The following is an 18109-nucleotide window of genomic DNA, read 5'->3' on the forward strand; positions in this document are numbered from 1 at the left end:
TGACTTGGGCGTAACAGGAGCCACGGATTTCGTGCGCATCTTGACATTTGTTCACATCCCGCGAGAGATCGTGCGCATGTTGAACAAACCGACCGATTTCATCGCCTCGCTGGCGAAGGGCCTGCAGGTGATCGAGTGCTTCCGCGCCGAGACGCCGCGGCTGTCGATCGCGCAGGTGGCCGAGAAGACCGGGCTCGACCGCGCCACGGCACGGCGCTGCCTGCTGACCCTGCACCGGCTCGGCTATGCCGATTACGACGGCAAGTTCTTCCAGCTCACGCCGCGCATCCTGCGGCTCGGCATGGGGGCGCTGGCCGCCCTGCCGCTGCCGCAGCTGGTGCAGCCATGGCTCGACCAGCTCTCAGAGCAGATCCACCAGTCGAGCAGCGTTTCGATCCTCGACGAGACCGAGATCGTCTACCTCGCCCGCGCCGCGCAGCGCCGAGTGATGAGCATCGGCCTGATGCCCGGCTCGCGGCTGCCGGCCCATTGCACCTCGATGGGCCGGGTGCTGCTCGCCGCCCTGCCCGAGGCGGAGATGCTGGCGCTGCTCGAGCGCTCGGACCTCACCCCGCGCACGCCGCGCGCGCTGACCGATCCGGCCGAGATCGCCGCCCGCATCGCGCAGGTGCGCGCGCAGGGTTTCGCGATCATCGACCAGGAGGTGGAGATGGGTCTGCGCTCGATCGCCGTGCCGCTCCACAACGCCCACGGGCAGGTGGTGGCGGCGCTGAACACCGGGCTTCCGGCAACGCAGGCCGAACCCGAGGAGCTGGCGCGGGACTACCTGCCGGCGCTGCTGAAAGTACAGGCGGGGCTGCGGCGGGTGCTGCACTGAGCAAAGGCCGGGTCGCCTCCGGCGCTTCACCAAGGCACGAAAAAGGGGCAAGGTTTCCCCCGCCCCCATTTCATGAGTGGTCCTGTGGAACCGAGGCTCAGTTGTCCTCGATGTTCAGCGCCACGAAGCGCGGATCGCCGCCACGGCGCACCAGCAGCAGGATAGACTTGCGGCCGGCATCCTTGGCTTCGGTGATCTTGGTCTCGAGGTCTTCGATGCTCAGCACCTCGGCCTGGCCGGCCTCGGTGATCACGTCGCCCGAGCGCAGGCCCTTTTCGTAGGCCTTCGAGGCGGGATCGACGTCCGTCACCGCAAGACCCTTGGCGCTGTCCGCGAGGCCCATTTCGCCGCGCAGCTCGGCGGTGAGCGGCGAAAGCGTCAGACCCATGAGATCCTTGGTGGCCGGGGCCTCCGGTGCGGGCTGCTCTTGCGAGGCGGGCAGCGTTTCCGCGGTGTCCTCGCGCAGGCCGAGGGTGACCAGCAGCGTCTCGGTATTGCCGTTGCGGTTGACCACCACGCGGACCGACTTGCCGACCTCGGTGTTGCCGACGATGCGCACGAGCTGGCGGGTGTCGGTGACCGGCTTGCCGTCGAAGGAGACGATGACGTCACCCGACTTCATGCCTGCGTCCATGGCAGGGCCTTCCGGAACGTCCGAAACCATCGCGCCCTCGGCCTTTTCGAGGCCAAGCGCCTCGGCCATGTCCGGGGTCACGTCCTGGATGCGCACGCCCAGCCAGCCACGGCGGGTTTCGCCGAACTGCTTGAGCTGGTCGACCACCTTGGTCACCACGTTCGACGCCATCGAGAAGCCGATGCCGATCGAGCCGCCGTTGGGCGAGAGGATCGCGGTGTTCACCCCGATCACGTCGCCGTTCATGTTGAACAGCGGACCGCCCGAGTTGCCGCGGTTGATGGCGGCATCGGTCTGGATGTAGTCGTCATAGCTGCCCGAGAGCGCGCGGTTGCGGGCCGAGACGATGCCGGCCGAGACCGAGAAGCCCTGACCCAGCGGGTTGCCCATGGCCATGACCCAGTCGCCGACCTTGGCCTCATCCGAGTTGCCGAACTTCACGAAGGGCAGCGGCTCGTCGGCCTCGACCTTCAGCACGGCGATGTCGGTGTTCGGGTCGGTGCCGACCAGCGTCGCGTCCAGTTCCTTGCCGGAGAAGAACTCGATGGTGATCTCGTCAGCGCCCTCGATGACGTGGTTGTTGGTGACGATATAGCCGTCCTCCGAGACCACGAACCCCGAGCCGAGCGCCGAAGAGCGCCGCGGGCGGTCGCCTTCGGGGTTGCCGTTCGGGTTCTGGAACTCGCGGAAGAAATCCTCGAAGGGCGAGCCCTCGGGCACGATGCCCTGCGGGCCGGTGCGTCCGGCGACCATGGTCGAGGTGGTGATGTTCACCACCGCCGGGCTGACCCGCTCGGCGAGCGGGGCGAAGCTGGACGGGGCACTCTGCGCCTCGGCCATGAGCGTCTGCGAGACGATCAGGAACATCGAGACGGTGGCCAGCCAGAACAGGCGCACCGGGCTCGACCCCTCCGTCACTGCAAGGTTTTGTGGTTTCACAGGGAACTCCTTCTGTTCGGCGGCTGCTGCACGGCCCCCGCGCGGCAACTCTGCCTCCTCATGAACAAGCGTAACATAGGAGCTTTTTGCGACCACCAAAGAAAAGGTTTCAAGCTTTCAAGCCCATGTGACATGCGAGTGAAAAACCATCCGTGCAGAAATGCAAAGCGGCGGGACGCAAGGTCTCCTGTGCACGTCGGGTGGCGGTCCTCAGCCGCCGAAACGCCTTGCGATCCAGAGCAGCAGCACGCCTGTAACAATTGTCACGAGCCCCAGCGTCCGGCGTGTCTCCAGCGGCATCTGCCGCAGCGCCTCGAGCATGCGCTCGACAAGCGAAGGGGCCAGTGCGTACACCAGCCCCTCGATCACGAGGACCAGAGCGATCCCCGTCAGTATGTCCGTACCCGTCACTCGGTCGCGGTTCCGCCGGCGGCGGAGGTGCTCGAAGTGCCCGAGGACGAGGCGGACGGCACCGGGGTGCCGATCTCGCCCTGCGACTTGAAGTACTCGAAGAACTCACCCTTCGGGGTCATGACCATCGAGGAATTGCCCGAGCCGAGCGATGTCTCGTAAGCCTGCAGCGACCGGTAGAAGGCAAAGAACTCCGGGTCCGCGCCATAGGCCTCGGCGAAGATGCCGTTGCGCTCGGCGTCGGCCTCACCGCGGATGATGTCGCCATCGCGGTTGGCTTCCGACTGGGTCTCGACCACGGTCCGGTCGGCCAACGCGCGAACACGCTGCGCTGCCTCGTTGCCCCGGGCGATCTCGTCGGCGGCCTCGCGTTCCCGCTCGGCCCGCATCCGGGCGAAGGTGGCGTCAAGGTTCTGCGTCGGCAGGTTGGTCTGCTTGAGACGCACGTCCACCACATCGAGACCCAGCGACAGTGCCTGCTGGCGTGCCTGGTCGCGAATGCGGTTGGTGAGCCCGCGGCGGTCCGTCGAGAGGATCACGTCCGAGGTCACCTGGTCGGCACCCAGCACTTCGCGGATCTGCGCGTTGAGGATGCCCGACAGGCGGTCCTCGGCGGTGCGCAGACCGCCCACGCCCACGGCCTGCCGGAAGCGGACCACGTCGGCGATGCGGTAGCGTGCGAAGGCATCCACCACGAGGCGGCGGTCATCCGACGGCGTGACCTCGATGGTCTCGGTGTCGAGCGACAGGATGCGGTCGTCGTATTTCACGACTTCCTGGATGATCGGGATCTTGAAGGCCAGCCCCGGCTCTTCCTTGACCGACTTGATCTGGCCGAACTGCATCACCAGCGCCTTTTCGCGCTCGTCGACGACGAAGATCGACGACAGGGCGACGACCGCAAGGACGACGATGACGGGCAGCACATAGGTCGACTTGCGCATGTCAGTTGCCTCCCTCGGTGGTGGTTCGGTTGCCCTGCAGCTGGTTCAGCGGCAGGTAGGGCACGACGCCGCCCTCACCGGTCAGACCCTCGTCGAGGATGGTCTTGTCGACGTTGCCGAGCACCTTTTCCATCGTCTCGAGATAGAGACGCCGGCGGGTGACCTCGGGGGCCTTGGCGTATTCCTCGCGCACGGCCGAGAAGCGGCTGGCTTCACCCAGCGCCTCGTTGACCACGCGGGCGCGGTAGCCCTCGGCCTGTTCGCGGATCTGCGCGGCTTCACCACGGGCCTCTGCAACCACGCGGTTGGCATAGGCGTCGGCCTGGCGCTCGAGCCGGTCACGTTCCTGTTCGGCGGCCTGCACCTCGCGGAAGGCGTCGATCACCTCGCGGGGCGGGTCGGCGGTGTCGAGGTTGATCCGCACGATGTTGATGCCGCTGTCATACTCGTCGAGCGTCGCCTGGATCTGCTCGCGCGCGGTGTCGGCAATGATGCCGCGGTCGCGGTTGAGGATCGGCGCGAGGTTGCTGGCCGCGATGATCTCGCGCATCACCGCCTCCGACACCGCCTGGACGGTGAGCTGCGGGTCGCGGATGTTGAACAGCAGCTTCGCCGGATCGTTGATGTTCCAGACCACCTGGAACTCGATGTCGACGATGTTCGCGTCGGTGGTCAGCATCAGGCTGTCCGCCGGGTCGCGGCCGTTGCCGATGGTCTCGGTCCGCTCGGAGGTCACGTTGACCACCTCATGCGTCACGAAGGGCCAGGGCGCGAAGTTGAGGCCCGGGTCGCCGGTCGAGGAATACTTGCCGAGGAAGAGCTCCACCGACTGTTCCTCGGGGCGCACGGTATAGAAGCTCATCCAGGCCCAGACGCCCACCGCGGCCAGCGCGGCAATCGCCACGGTGCCGCGGTTGAACTTCGGCCCGCCCGAGCCGCCACCGGTCCCACCGGTGTTGCCGCCGCCGCCACGCCCGCCCATCAGCACGCGCAGCCGCTCCTGGCCCTTCTTCATCAGCTCGTCAATCTCGGGGATCTGCGGGTCCTCGGGGCGCCGGCCGCCGTTGTTGCCGCCTCCGCCACCGCTGGGGGGCCTGCCCCCACCCTGATTGCCACCGCCGCCCCAGGGGCCGCCGCCGTGTCCTGCCATTAGGTTCCTTCCCTCTCACTCACTTGTCCGTGTCTCCCCCTACCTGTGCATTAAGCCCGCGGATTCAAGCGGTGCGCACAGGGTTCCGCATGGTGACCATCTCTTCGGCCATGGTGGGGTGCACCGCCACGGTGCGATCGAAATCTTCCTTTGTCGCGCCCATCTTCACCGCGATGCCGGCCAGCTGGATCATCTCGCCTGCATTCGGTGCGACGATGTGACAGCCCAGCACCTTGCGTGTCGCCTTGGAGACGACGAGCTTCATCATCACACGGTCGGGACGCCCGGCAAAGGCCGTCTGCATCGGCCGGAAGGAGGTCGCATAGACCTCGATCGGCTCCTGCTCGGCGGCATCCTCCTCCGAGAGGCCGATGGTGCCGAACTCGGGCTGGGTGAAGACCGCCGAGGGGATCAGCTCGTGATCGACCTTGGTGGGGTTGTCCTTGAAGACGGTCTCGACAAAGGCCATGCCCTCGCGGATCGCCACCGGGGTCAGGTTCACCCGGTCGGTCACATCGCCGATGGCGTGGATCGAGGGCACCGCGGTGGCGCTGTAGGCGTCGACCTCGATCTCGCCCCGGCGGCCGAGCTTCACGCCGACCTCCTCGAGGCCCATGTCATCGCTGTTGGGTGCGCGGCCGGTGGCAAAGAACACCTGGTCGTAGACCTTCACCTCGCCATTGGTGCCCTTCACGAGGATCGGCCCCTCACCCGGGGTGCCGCCGCTGTGGTCGGCCAGCATCTCCTGCATCGAGCTGCCCATGGGCACGCCCGCAGCGCTCTTGCCTTCAAGGTCGTCCGCGGTGGCCCGGCGCATCTCGACGATGTCTGTGCCGCAATGCAGGTGCACGCCGTTCTCGATCATGCTCTCGGCAATCAGCCCGCGGGCCTGCTCGTCGAAGCCCCGGAGGATCTGCGCGCCTCGGTAGTATTGCGTCACCTCGACGCCGAGCCCGTTGAGGATGCAGGCGAACTCGCAGGCGATATAGCCGCCGCCGACGATCAGGATCGACTTCGGCAGGGTCTCGAGATGGAAAATGTCATCCGACACCAGCCCCAGCTCGGCATTCGGGATCTCGGGGCGCACCGGGCGGCCGCCGGTGGCGATGAGGATGTGCTTTGCGGTGATCGTCTCGCCGGTGGAAAGCTCGACCGTATGCGCGTCCTTCACCTTGGCCCGCGCGTCATAGGAGATGACGCCGGAGTTCTTCAGCAGGTTGCGGTAGATGCCTTCGAGCCGGTCGAGTTCGGCGTTCAGCCGGTGCTGGAAGGTGCCCCAGTCGAAGCTGCCCGTCTCGATGTTCCAGCCGTAGCCCTTGGCATCCTCTGCGACGGTGCCGTATTCCGAGGCGAAGACCATCAGCTTCTTGGGCACGCAGCCGCGGATCACGCAGGTGCCGCCGTAGCGGTCTTCCTCGGCCAGAGCCACCTTGGCCCCGGTCTCGCCCGCCGCCACGCGCGCCGCCCGGACGCCACCGGAGCCGCCGCCGATGACAAAAAGATCGTAGTCAAAATCGCTCATGGCTCGCCTCTTGGTCTGTTGGCCGAGAGGTAGACCACAGGCCGCTACGGAAGGCCAGAGGCGGCGGCTGTGGGCGGCACGGGCAAGGCGCGACGATCCCGCCCGGAATCAAGGCGAAGCCGCCGGGCGAGCGCCGGCCCGTCCCGGCGGGCTGGCGCTCGCCCGGCTCTCGTCCCGCAGCTTCCCGGAGCGAAAAAAAGGCCGCCCGGATGGGCGGCCTCTCAGCTTTCCTGACCCGCAGGGAGCTTACAGCCCCGCCGCCTCGGCAAGATTGATCTCGGTCACGCTCACGTCCCCGCTGGCACCGTCGCGCAGCTCGGCCCGGCCGTCCTCGAAGCCGATCACCACCTTGTCGCAGATACCGATGAAGAGCCCGTTCTCTACCACACCGGGGATCTGGTTCAGCGCCAACGACAGCGCCTTCACATCGCCGATCCGCTTCAGGTGCAGGTCGAGCACATGGTTGCCTTCATCGGTGAGGAACGGCTCGCCCCCTGCCATGCGCAGCGAGGTCTCGCGCCCGTCCACGTCCATCTCTGCCAGCAGCCGCTCGACCAGCGTGCGGGTCGAGGCGCCGCCGAAGCGGATCACTTCCAGCGGCAGCGGGAAGGCGCCCAGCGTCGCCACGTCCTTGGCGGCATCGGCGATGACGATCATCTGGTCCGAGGCCGCGGCCACGATCTTCTCCTGAAGATGCGCGCCGCCGCCACCCTTGATCAGGTTGAGCTGGGGGTCGAACTCGTCGGCGCCGTCGATGGTCAGGTCGAGCCAACCCGCCTCGTCGAGGCTGATCACCTCGATGCCGACCTGCCGTGCCAGCTCGGCGGTACGGGTCGAGGTCGGCACGGCGCGGATCTTCAGACCCTCGTCGCGCACCCGGCGGCCGAGGTATTTCACCAGCCAGGCGGCGGTGGAGCCGGTGCCGAGACCGACACGCATGCCGTCCTCGACGAAATCGGCGGCACGGCGCGAGGCCACGAATTTTGCAATATCGGTCGGCGAGAGCTCTGCGGTCATCGCTGCGATTCCCCTTTTTTTCGGATGTTGCGGCGCTTATAGGATCTTCGCGCGCGCCCGCGATAGGCAAAAGTCCCGCGCCTCCGCAGCGTTTTCCTTCGATGAAACGCCGCAATTCTTCATGTGATCCGGCCGCCGGCCGGGCTAGGGTCCGGCGCAACCACAGCCCAGAGTCGAGGTCCCTCATGTTTCTTTCCGTGTTCGAGATGTTCAAGGTGGGCATCGGCCCGTCCTCCTCGCACACCATGGGGCCGATGGTGGCGGCGGCGCGCTTTCTGGACCGGCTGCGCGCCGCGCCCTTCGCCGCCGCCGGGCTGCGCGGCTCGCTGCATGGCTCGCTTGCCTTCACCGGGGTTGGCCATGCCACCGACCGCGCCACCATCCTCGGCCTCGCCGGCTTCGAGCCCGAGAGCTACGACGCCGAGGCCGCCGAGGCCGCGCTGGCCGAGATCGAGGCCACCGGCATGGTCCATCCCGAGGGCCTCGCGCCGCTGAAGTTCTCGCCCAGGACCGACCTCCGCTTCGACTATGACCGCAATCTTCCCGGCCATGCCAACGGCATGATCCTCATGGCCACCGACGCGCAGGGCGACGTGATCCTGCAGGAGATTTATTACTCCGTCGGCGGCGGTTTCGTGCTGACCGAGGACGAGCTCGCCTCGGGCAATGACAAGGACCACGGCCCCGCCGTGCCCTACCCTTTCAAGAGCGCCGCCGAGATGCTGGAGATGGCCGAGGCATCGGGCCTCTCCATTGCAGAGATGAAACGCCGCAACGAGCTTTCGCGCCGCCCCGCCGCCGAACTCGACGCCGGGCTGCTGCGCATCTCCGAGGTGATGATGAATTGCCTCGACCGCGGCCTAGAGGGCGGCGGCATCCTTCCCGGCGGGCTCAACGTCAAGCGCCGGGCCGGCAACATTCACGAGCAGCTGCAGGCCGAGCGCGGCCGCAACCTCACCGCGCCGCATGTGATCAACGACTGGATGAGCTGCTACGCCATGGCGGTGAACGAGGAGAATGCCGCCGGCGGTCAGGTCGTCACCGCGCCGACCAACGGCGCCGCGGGCGTGGTCCCCGCGGTGCTGCGCTACTGGCTCGACTTCGTGCCCGGAGCCACCCCCTCGCGCATCCCCGAGTTCCTGCTCACCGCCGCCGCCATCGGCGGGCTGGTGAAGTACAACGCCTCGATCTCGGGCGCCGAGGCGGGGTGTCAGGCCGAGGTCGGCAGCGCCTCGGCCATGGCCGCCGCCGGGCTCTGCGCCGTGCTCGGAGGCACGCCCGCGCAGATCGAGAACGCCGCCGAGATCGCCCTCGAGCACCACCTCGGCATGACCTGCGACCCGGTGAAGGGCCTCGTGCAGGTGCCCTGCATCGAGCGCAACGGCCTCGGGGCGATCAAGGCGGTCTCGGCTGCCTCGCTCTCGCTGCGTGGCGACGGCACCCACCTCGTTTCGCTCGACGCCTGCATCGAGACCATGCGCCAGACCGGTCGCGACATGGGCCATGAATACAAGGAAACCTCGCTCGGCGGTCTCGCGGTCAACGTGCCGAACTGCTGAAGGCGGCGCGCGGCCCTAGGCCGCCCGCGCCCCCAGCCGGTACATGAAAAGCGTCGCATCCCGCCGCGCCGTTCCTTCCGGGGCCAGCGCGTATTCGGGAATTTCTCCCGCCGGCAGGAAGCCGCAGGAGGCATAGAGCTGCTGCGCCGCATCCCCGGTCCGCGTGTCGAGCGTGATCAGATCCCGCCCCAGCCCCTCGGCCCGGGCAAGCAGCGCCTCGACCAGCGCCCGCGCCAGACCGCGACGGCGGAACGCGGGGTGCACCAGCATCTTCGAGATCTCCGCCCGGTGGGTCTGGTTGGGCATCCCCGCCAGCGCCAGCGAGACCGTGCCGACCATGCGCTCCCCCTCGAAGGCCCCGAAGAGAATCCGGTCGCCGCTCTCGATTTCGGGAACGAGCCCCTCCCAGAAGCGCAGCGCCTCCTCCGCGGCAAAGGGCATCACGAAGCCCACGCTCGCCCCGTCCGCGACGCAGGCGGCAAGGATATCCGCCAGATCCCGCAAGTGATCGCGGATCCCGGATGCGGGAATCTCGCGGATCACGGCGTCACCAGCACCAGCACGTAGAGCGCCGGTTTCTTCTTGCTGAGCGCGGCAAAACGCGTCGGCCCCTCCAGCCGGTAGCGCAATGTGTCGCCCGCCGCCAGATCGTGAGCCACGCCCTCGACCTCGACCAGCAGCTTGCCCGACAGCAGGTGCAGGTGATGCTCGAGCCCCGGCACGGGCGAGGCGTCATAGGCGATTTCCGCCCCCGGCTGCAGAACGCACTGCAACATCTCGGCGGCGAGCCCGGTGGCCGCGGGCGAGATCACCCGGCGGGTGAAGCCGGTGGCCTCGTCGCGCCATTCCGGCTGCTCGGCAGCGGGCACACGCGCGGTGAACCCCTCCTCCACCATGGCCATCAGCCGGGACATGCTGAGCCCGTAGGCGAGGCAGAGCTTGCCCAGCACCTCGGCGGTGGGGCTGGTCTCGCCCTTCTCGAAGCGCGACAGGGCGGCGCGCGAGATGCCGCTGCGCTCGGCCAGCTGGTCGAGCGTCAGCCCGGCCTCGCCGCGCAGCGCCGCAAGGCGGCGGGCCAGCCGCGCGGTCAGATCGCCCGAAGGCGCGGGACGCGTCGGCGACGCAAGCTCATCCATCTGGGTGTCTCCGGGTTTCTCTCTATTATGAGAAATATTCCCGATTCAGATCGAGAGCGCAAGCCCGCTCACGCCTGCGCCTTCTCCCGCCCCGCCGAAAGCGATTTCACCGGCCCCGAGGCAATCACCTCGCCGCTCTCGGCAAAGCGGTCGTGATATTGCTCCACCTTCGCCAGATCGTAGAGGTAGTTGACCATCGCCCCGCCCGACTGCCGCACGCCGTTCTCCGAGGTATCGCGCCCGCATGCACCGCGTGCACCAAGGCGCCATTGCCGAGATGGAAGCGCGCCACCGGATCGCGCGGCCGCCCGTCGCCCCGCTTGGCGGTCAGCAGGTAATGCGCCGCGAGCTGGGTCATGCGCTTGCCGTCGGCGGGATCATAGCTCACCCCCTGCTCCTCCAGCCAGCCCACCAGCCCCGGGATCGGCGAGAGCGTCACGAAGGTCTTCAGCCCCGGCAGGGTACTGGCGAGATCGGAGGCCACCTGCTTGATCAGCGAATTGCCAAAGGAAATGCCCGCCAACCCCGGCTGGCAGTTGGAGATCGAGTAGAAGACGGCGGTGTCGGCGCTGCGCTCCTCCAGCGGCACCCGCTCTTCCTCGAGCAGCGCCTGGATCGAGCCCGGCACGCCGCGGGTCAGCGCCACCTCGACGAAAATCAGCGGCTCGTCCGGCATCGCCGGGTGGAAGAAGGCAAAGCAGCGCCGGTCCGGCGGCGCGAGCCGACGGCGCAAATCGTCCCAGCTCTGGATCGCATGCACCGCCTCATAGGCGATGATCTTCTCCAGCACATGCGCCGGGCTCTCCCAGCTGATCGGCCGCAGCACGAGGAAGCCTCGGTTGAACCAGCTCTTGAACAGGTGACGGAAATCCTCGTCGAGCGCCTCGAGCTCGGGCTCCCCCCGCCCCTGCCGCAAGAGATCGGCCCGCATCCGCACCAGCCGCTCTGTCGCCCCGGGCACCATGTTGAGCCGTCGCAGAAGCTCGGCCCGCGGCGGCTCGGCGGCGGCCATGAAGGCACGGTAGCTGCGCCCCGAGGGCTCGACCTCATAGGCCGCCAGCGCCCCGCGCACCGCCTCGGCATCGACGTTGAGCGCCGCCAGCCCGTGGAAGGCGGCGAGCTTTTCCTCGCCGGACATGCCATCGTAGCGTTGCAGCACATGCCGTGCCAGCGTCGCGGCGACCGTCTCGCTGCGCGCCTCCAGAAGCTCCGTCACCAGCTCCGGCAGCGCCCGCGGATCGCGCCGCAGCCGCGGTGCCGCCCCGGCGCGGCGGTCGAAGATCGTGCTGAGCAGATCGGCAAAGAGACTCATGCGAACTCCTTTCCCGGCGCCAGCCCGGCGCCGCGCGCCCTCCCGGGCCCAAGGGTGCGCAGCCTCAAGCCCCCTGACAAGCCTGTTCGCGCCAACGCCCCCGCAACGCGCGGCATTCCCCGCTTTCTTCTAGGTCCAAATATCCCGGGGGAGTCCGCGCAGCGGACGGGGGCAGCGCCCCCTGACCCCGCGCCACACAGCCAAGCCCCGGAAGCCTGCCCATTACCTGGGCATGCACCCTGCTCCTGCCCGTCGCTTGGGCAAAAATCCCCCAGTCAGAGGCGAGGGCAATTGCCACGAATCGGCGCATTCCTTACCGCTTGGTAAAAAATTCACAAAACACCCTCAGGGATGGAAAAGGACAGACGGATGGCAATCGACAAAACGGCCGGGCTGCTGACCCGGCGCGGACTGCTGAAAAGCACGGGCGGGCTCGCCGCCTTCGCCAGCACCGGGCTCGCGGGCAAGCTGATGGCGCAGGAGCCGATCAGTGTCGCCGGCATCTACACGGTGCCGGTCGAGCAGCAATGGGTGAGCCGCATCCATGTCGCCGCCGAGGCAGCCAAGGCGGCGGGGCTGATCAGCTACACCTACTCCGAGAACACCTCCAACACCGACTATCCGCGCGTCATGCGCGAATATGCCGAGAGCGGCGCGCAGCTCATCGTCGGCGAGATCTTCGGCGTCGAGCAGGAGGCCCGCGAGGTCGTGCTCGACTACCCCGAGACCGCCTTCCTGCTCGGCTCGTCCTTCCTGCCCGACGAGAGCTATCCGAACCTCGGGGTCTTCGACAATTACATCCAGGACGCCTCGTATCTCTCGGGAATCATCGCTGGCGCGATGAGCGAGAGCGGAAACATCGGCATGGTCGGCGGCTTCCCGATCCCCGAGGTAAACCGGCTCATGCACGCCTTCATGGCAGGCGTGAAGGAGAGCAAGCCCGAGGCCACCTTCCAGGTCAGCTTCATCGGCTCGTGGTTCGATCCGCCCAAGGCCAAGGAAACCGCCTTCGCGATGATCGAGAACGGCGCCGACCTGCTCTATGCCGAGCGCTTCGGCGTTTCCGACGCGGCGCAGGAAAAGGGCGTTCTGGCGATCGGCAACGTCATCGACACGCAAGCCGACTACCCCGACACCGTGGTCGCCTCGGCGCTCTGGGACTTCGGCCCGACGCTGGCGGCGGCGCTGGCCAAGGTGGCGGACGGCAGCTTCGCGGCCGAGAACTACGGCAGCTACAGCTTCATGAAAGAAGGCGGCTGCGCGCTCGCCCCGCTCGGCACCTTCGAGGGCAAGGTCCCGCAGGCGGCGCTCGATCTCGTGGCGGCGAAGGAAGCGGCGATCAAGGACGGCTCCTTCACCACCCTGATCAACGACGAAGAGCCCAAGTCCTCGTGAGGACACGGGTAAGGAACCGGCAATGACCGAGACCAAGGAGGCGCAGGACGTGGTCCTGCGCCTTTCCGGCATCACCAAGCGCTTCGGCGCGCTGACCGCCAATGACGCCATCAGCTTCGAGCTGGCGCGCGGCGAAGTCGTGGCCCTGCTCGGCGAAAACGGCGCCGGCAAGACCACGCTGATGAACATCCTCTTCGGCCATTACACCGCCGACGAGGGCACGGTCGACGTGTTTGGCCAGCCCCTGCCCCCCGGCCTTCCCGGCGCGGCGCTGGCGGCGGGCGTGGGCATGGTGCACCAGCATTTCACGCTCGCGGGCAACATGACCGTGCTCGAGAACATCCTGCTCGGCACCCGTTCGCTCTGGACCCCCGGCCTCGGCCGCGCGGCGGCCCGGCGGCGGGTGCAGCAACTCTCGCACGACTTCGGCCTTGCCGTGCATCCCGACGCCCGTGTCGCGACGCTCTCCGTGGGCGAGCGGCAGCGGGTCGAGATCCTCAAGGCGCTCTACCGCGAGGCCCGCATCCTCATTCTCGACGAGCCCACCGCCGTGCTCACCCCGCAGGAAAGCGACGCCCTCTTCGAGACGTTGCGCAAGGCGGTGGCGCAGGGGCTCTCGGTGATCTTCATCTCGCACAAGCTGCACGAGGTCATGGCGGTCTCCTCCCGCGTGCTGGTGCTGCGCCACGGCAAGCTCGTCGGCGAGGTCGCCACGGCCGAGACCGACCGCCACCAGCTCGCCGAGCTGATGGTCGGCGCCGAGATCACGCCCCCCGCCCCCGCCGAGGCCCGCCCCGGCGCCACGCTGCTCCGGCTGGACAAGGTCTCCACCCCCGCGCGCGGCAACCGCACCGGGCTGCGCTCTGTCGACCTTGAGCTCAAGGCCGGGCAAATTCTCGGCCTCGCCGGGGTCTCGGGCAACGGCCAGGGTGCACTCGCCGACCTGCTGTCCGGCCTCGAGACGCCCAGCGCCGGAACCATGGAACTGGCGGGCGCCGAGATCCCCCGCTGGTCCCCGCGCGAGGCGCTGGCCGCCCGCATCGGCCGCATCCCCGAGGACCGCCACAGGACCGGCACCATCGCCGATTTCACCCTCACCGAGAACGCGGTGCTGGAAAGCTACGCGGAGGCCCCCGTGGCGAAGGCCGGATGGATGGACTGGTCCGCCGCCCGCCGCGCCGCCGAGGAGATCATCGAAACCTACGACGTGCGCTGCCCGGGTCCCGAGACCCGCATCCGCCTGCTGTCGGGCGGCAACATGCAGAAGCTGATCCTCGGCCGGGTGCTGGGCGCGCAGCCGAGGATCATCCTCGCCAACCAGCCGGTGCGCGGCCTCGACATCGGCGCGGTCACCTACGTGCAGCAGCGCCTCATCGCCGCCCGCGACGCGGGCGCGGCTGTGCTGCTGATCTCTGAGGATCTCGACGAGGTGCTGACGCTCTCGGACGTGGTGCGGGTGATCTGCGAGGGCCGGCTCTCGCCGGAGTTCCCGCGCGGCAGCAAGACCCCCGCCGAACTCGGCCAGTGGATGGCCGGACAGGGCTTCGACGATGCCGCCTGAGAATACGCGCCACCTCGCCCCTTCTTCTCTTTCCAAATACGCACATCCCGCCCCCTCCGCCCGCGCCTCAGGCCGGGCAAAGGCACAGCCCACCAGAGCCCCCCATGCGCCTTGATCCCATCACCGCCCCCTCGCCCGCCCGCAGGCTTGGCCTTCCCGCGCTGGCGCTCGGCGCCACGGTGCTCGTCGCCATGGGCCTCGCGCTCATCGCGGGGGCCGATCCGCTCGCCACGCTGGGTCTCATCCTCAAGGGCGCCGCGGGCTCGAAATTCGCCCTGCTGGAAACGCTGAACCGCGCCACGCCGCTGATCTTCACCGGCCTCGCCGTCTCGGTCGCCTTCCGCGCCCGGCTCTGGAACATCGGCGCCGAGGCGCAACTCTACGCCGGCGCGCTCCTCACCGTCGTGATCGGCACGCAGCTCGGACTGCCCGGGCCCCTCGCCCTGCCGCTGATGGCGTTCGGCGCGGTGTTTGCCGGGGCACTGGTGCTGCTCGGCCCGGTGCTGCTGAAAACCCGCCTCGGCGTCGACGAGGTGGTGACCACGCTGCTTCTCAACTTCATCATGGCGCTCTTCATCTCCTACCTGCTAGAGGGGCCGCTGAAGGACCCGATGGGCATGGGCTGGCCGAAATCCCCCGCCCTGCCGCGCGATGCCCGCCTGCCACGCCTCATCGAGGGGCTGCGGCTGCACTGGGGTTTCGGGCTGGCGCTCATCTCGGCGCTCACGGTCTGGGTCATGCAGACCCGCACCACGCTCGGCTACGAGATCCGCGCCACCGGCCTCAACCCCGAGGCGGCGCGCTTCGCCGGCATCCCGGTCGGTCGGGTGCTGGTCAAGACCGCGCTCATCTCCGGCGGCCTCGCCGCGCTGGCGGGCTTCTCGGAGGTCGCGGGCCTCAAGGGCAACCTCACCGCCGACCTCTCGCCCGGCTTCGGCTACACCGGCATCGTGGTCGCCATGCTGGCCCTGCTGCACCCCCTCGGCGTCGTCGTCTCGGCGCTCTTCGTCGCGGGGGTCTTCGTCGGGGCCGACAGCATGTCGCGCGCCGCGGGCGTGCCCACCTACATCGCCGATATCCTGCTGGCCACGGCCCTGCTCTTCATGGTGCTGGCCATCCTTCTCACGAAAGTCCGGGTGGTGCGCGGATGACCGAGATCGTCGACATCCTCATCTCGGCGAGCTTCTGGGCCGCCGTGCTGCGCATCGCCTCGCCGCTGATCTTCGCCACGCTCGGAGAGCTGATCTGCGAGCGCGCGGGCGTTCTCAACCTCGGCATCGAGGGCATCATGGTCTTCGGCGCCTTCGCCGGCTGGATGGCCGTCTACGCGGGGCTTGGCCTCTGGCCGGGCGTTCTGGTCGCGCTGCTCGCCGGTATGGCTTTCGGAGCCCTGCACGCGCTGCTGACGGTGCCCTTCGGCCTGTCGCAGCACGTGGTCGGCCTCGGCATCACCATGCTCGCCACGTCATCGGCCTATTACGCGTACCGCCTCGCCCTGCCCGAGGTCACGAGCCCGCCGCGCATCGCGCCCTTCCAGCCGCTGCACATCCCGGTGCTGTCGGACATCCCGTGGCTCGGGCAGGCGCTCTTCTCGCAGACCGCGCTCACATGGGCCGCCTTCGGCTGCGCCGCGCTGGTGGCGCTGGTGCTCTACCGCACGCCGCTCGGCCTCGCCGTGCGCGCCGCCGGGGAAAACCCGCAGGCGGTGGAGGCGCAGGGGCTTTCCGTTGCGGCGATCCGCATGGGCGCGGTCATCGTCGGCTCGGGCCTCATGGCGGTGGGCGGGGCTTTCCTCACCATGTCGGCCTTCTCGTCCTTCTTCTTCGAAATGGTCAACGGCCGCGGCTGGATCTGCATCGCTCTGGTGGTCTTCGGCGCGTGGAAACCCGGCAAGGCGCTCTTGGGCGCGCTGCTCTTCGCCGGTTTCGACGCGCTGCAGATCCGCCTGCAGCAGACCCCGATGGGGCAGGTCGTGCCCTATCAGGTCTTCCTGATGATCCCCTACGTGCTGTCGATCCTCGCCCTCATCCTCATGTCGCGCCGCGCCGAAGTTCCGGCGGCGCTGATGACCCCCTTCAACCGCGGAGAGCGCTGAATGGCCACTTTCGACATCCTCGTGACCGGTGGCACCCTGCCGGACGGGACCACCGCCGACATCGGCATCACCGGCAGCCGCATCGCGGCCATCGGCAACCTCGCGGACTCCGAGGCGGGCGAGACCATCGACGCTTCGGGCGACCTCGTGTCGCCTCCCTTCGTCGACCCGCATTTCCACATGGACGCGACGCTGAGCTACGGCACGCCCCGGATCAATGCCTCGGGCACCCTGCTCGAGGGCATCGACCTCTGGGGCGAGCTGCGCGAGGAGGCGACGGTCGACGAGATGGTCGCCCGGGCGTTGGAGTATTGCGACTGGGCCGTCTCGCTGGGCCTGCTGGCGATCCGCAGCCATGTCGACACCACACCCGATCACCTGAACACCGTCACCGCGATGCTGGAGGTTCAGGCGCGGGTCAAACCCTACCTCGACCTGCAGCTCGTCGCCTTCCCGCAGGACGGCTTCCTGCGCACGCCGACGGGGCGCGAGAACCTGATCCGTGCGCTCGACATGGGCGTCGGCGTGGTCGGCGGCATCCCCCACTTCGAGCGCACCATGGCGGATGGGGCCGCCTCGCTGAAGGAGCTTTGCGAGATCGCCGCCGAGCGCGGCCTGCTGGTCGACATCCATTGCGACGAGACCGACGACCCCCTCTCGCGCCATATCGAGGCGCTGGCCTACGAGACGCAGCGCCTTGGCCTGCAGGGCCGCGTGGCGGGCAGTCACCTCACCTCCATGCACTCCATGGACAACTATTACGTGTCAAAACTTCTCCCTCTGATCGCAGAAGCGGAAATTTCCGCCATTCCCAACCCGCTGATCAACATCACCCTGCAGGGACGGCATGACAGCTACCCCAAGCGCCGCGGCCTCACCCGCGTCAAGGAGATGCAGGCGCAGGGCATCCGCGTCGGCTGGGGACAGGACTGCGTGCGCGACCCCTGGTACTCGCTCGGCACCGGCGACATGCTCGACGTGGCCTTCATGGGGCTGCACGTGGCGCAGATGACCTCGCCGCAGGAGATGGCCCGCTGCTTCACCATGGTGACCGAGGAGAACGCGAAGATCCTGCACCTCGAGGGCTACGGGCTGGCGGTCGGCAACATGGCCTCGCTGGTGGTGCTTGACGCGGGCGATCCGATCGAGGCGCTGCGGCTGCGGCCGGACCGGCTCTGCGTCATCTCCAAGGGCAAGGTGGTCACGCGCCAGGCGCGCAACGACGCGACGCTGGCCCTGCCCGGTCGCCCCGGCAGCGTGCGCCGGCGACACAAGGTCCCGGGCTGAGCGGACGCGCATCGGCGCTGTCCCTGCGGGGACAGCGTTTTCCGCCGCTCGGAGGGCAAGACACGCAAACGCGAAAAGGGCACGCGGAAGCCGCGCGCCGTTCGGCGTCTCGCTCATGTCGAAGTCATGGGAGAAGTGGCAGCCCGTAGGGGAATCGAACCCCTCTTTCCAGGTTGAAAACCTGGCGTCCTAACCGATAGACGAACGGGCCGTGCCGGCTGGTGAGGGGCGTTCTAGTCAAAGCTCCGACCCCTTGCAAGCGGAATTTTGCGGTTTTTTCACCCATCCGTGACTTTTTCTCAAATCACT

At 68.2% G+C, this 18109-nt stretch carries 15 protein-coding genes, 1 tRNA gene and 1 pseudogene; 7 read left to right on the top strand and 10 right to left on the bottom strand.

All coding sequences use genetic code 11. From position 1 onward, the window contains the following. Nucleotides 1-76: 76 nt before the first annotated feature. On the top strand, nt 77-838 hold the full coding sequence (locus CLG85_RS08810) for an IclR family transcriptional regulator (protein ID WP_095882535.1): 762 nt from the start codon (nt 77-79) through the stop codon (nt 836-838). Nucleotides 839-935: 97 nt separating this feature from the next. Here CLG85_RS08810 and CLG85_RS08815 read toward each other — a convergent pair whose 3' ends face one another. From CLG85_RS08815 to rpiA, 6 genes are all read right to left on the bottom strand, one after another. After that, the gene (locus tag CLG85_RS08815) at nt 936-2339 is read right to left on the bottom strand and encodes a DegQ family serine endoprotease (RefSeq protein WP_095882534.1); all 1404 of its coding nucleotides are present in this window, start codon (nt 2337-2339) and stop codon (nt 936-938) included. Between the two features lie 282 nt (nt 2340-2621). Then, complete coding sequence (locus tag CLG85_RS08820) at nt 2622-2822, bottom strand: DUF2065 domain-containing protein (protein ID WP_095882522.1); 201 nt, start codon at nt 2820-2822, stop codon at nt 2622-2624. After that, on the bottom strand, nt 2819-3766 hold the full coding sequence (gene hflC, locus CLG85_RS08825; RefSeq protein ID WP_095882521.1) for a protease modulator HflC: 948 nt from the start codon (nt 3764-3766) through the stop codon (nt 2819-2821). The genes CLG85_RS08820 and hflC overlap by 4 nt, the downstream gene beginning before the upstream one ends. A 1-nt stretch (nt 3767) precedes the next feature. Further along, on the bottom strand, nt 3768-4916 hold the full coding sequence (hflK, locus tag CLG85_RS08830) for an FtsH protease activity modulator HflK (protein WP_224849150.1): 1149 nt from the start codon (nt 4914-4916) through the stop codon (nt 3768-3770). A 64-nt stretch (nt 4917-4980) separates the two neighbouring features. Continuing rightward, complete coding sequence (locus CLG85_RS08835; protein ID WP_095881924.1) at nt 4981-6438, bottom strand: FAD-dependent oxidoreductase; 1458 nt, start codon at nt 6436-6438, stop codon at nt 4981-4983. A 246-nt stretch (nt 6439-6684) separates the two neighbouring features. Further along, on the bottom strand, nt 6685-7455 hold the full coding sequence (gene rpiA, locus CLG85_RS08840; protein ID WP_095881925.1) for a ribose-5-phosphate isomerase RpiA: 771 nt from the start codon (nt 7453-7455) through the stop codon (nt 6685-6687). Nucleotides 7456-7640: 185 nt separating this feature from the next. On the opposite strand from rpiA, the gene CLG85_RS08845 reads away from it, so the two are divergent. After that, nucleotides 7641-9014 carry an L-serine ammonia-lyase gene (locus tag CLG85_RS08845; protein ID WP_260348722.1) on the top strand — a complete coding sequence of 458 codons (1374 nt, stop codon included), beginning with the start codon at nt 7641-7643 and terminating at the stop codon, nt 9012-9014. A gap of 15 nt (nt 9015-9029) precedes the next feature. Here CLG85_RS08845 and CLG85_RS08850 read toward each other — a convergent pair whose 3' ends face one another. From CLG85_RS08850 to CLG85_RS08860, 3 genes and pseudogenes are all read right to left on the bottom strand, one after another. Next, nucleotides 9030-9557, bottom strand: a complete 528-nt coding sequence (locus tag CLG85_RS08850; RefSeq protein ID WP_095884382.1) for a GNAT family N-acetyltransferase — start codon at nt 9555-9557, stop codon at nt 9030-9032. Further along, complete coding sequence (locus CLG85_RS08855) at nt 9554-10150, bottom strand: helix-turn-helix domain-containing protein (protein WP_224849158.1); 597 nt, start codon at nt 10148-10150, stop codon at nt 9554-9556. Before CLG85_RS08855 ends, CLG85_RS08850 begins: the two co-directional genes overlap by 4 nt. A gap of 68 nt (nt 10151-10218) precedes the next feature. Then, nucleotides 10219-11462 (bottom strand): annotated as a pseudogene (locus CLG85_RS08860) (malonyl-CoA decarboxylase). Nucleotides 11463-11831: 369 nt separating this feature from the next. Here CLG85_RS08860 and CLG85_RS08865 point away from each other — a divergent pair. The 5 genes from CLG85_RS08865 (at nt 11832) to CLG85_RS08885 (ending at nt 17800) form a co-directional block, all read left to right on the top strand. Then, the gene (locus CLG85_RS08865) at nt 11832-12857 is read left to right on the top strand and encodes a BMP family protein (protein WP_095884380.1); all 1026 of its coding nucleotides are present in this window, start codon (nt 11832-11834) and stop codon (nt 12855-12857) included. Between the two features lie 22 nt (nt 12858-12879). Beyond that, nucleotides 12880-14418 (top strand): ABC transporter ATP-binding protein, encoded by a 1539-nt coding sequence (locus CLG85_RS08870; protein ID WP_260348723.1) that lies wholly within the window; start codon nt 12880-12882, stop codon nt 14416-14418. 104 nt (nt 14419-14522) lie between these two features. Then, nucleotides 14523-15569, top strand: coding sequence for an ABC transporter permease (locus CLG85_RS08875; RefSeq protein ID WP_260348724.1), 1047 nt, complete (start codon nt 14523-14525; stop codon nt 15567-15569). After that, nucleotides 15566-16513: an ABC transporter permease gene (locus CLG85_RS08880; protein WP_095883818.1), complete on the top strand. Its 948-nt coding sequence runs from the start codon at nt 15566-15568 to the stop codon at nt 16511-16513. The genes CLG85_RS08875 and CLG85_RS08880 overlap by 4 nt, the downstream gene beginning before the upstream one ends. Beyond that, nucleotides 16514-17800, top strand: a complete 1287-nt coding sequence (locus CLG85_RS08885) for an amidohydrolase family protein (RefSeq protein ID WP_095883819.1) — start codon at nt 16514-16516, stop codon at nt 17798-17800. Nucleotides 17801-17936: 136 nt separating this feature from the next. Here the strand turns inward: CLG85_RS08885 and CLG85_RS08890 are convergent. Further along, a tRNA-Glu gene (locus tag CLG85_RS08890) sits at nt 17937-18011 on the bottom strand. Nucleotides 18012-18109: the final 98 nt, after the last annotated feature.

It is taken from the genome of Alloyangia mangrovi, assembly GCF_002300555.2.
In the GTDB taxonomy this organism is placed as follows: Bacteria; Pseudomonadota; Alphaproteobacteria; order Rhodobacterales; family Rhodobacteraceae; genus Salipiger; species Salipiger mangrovi.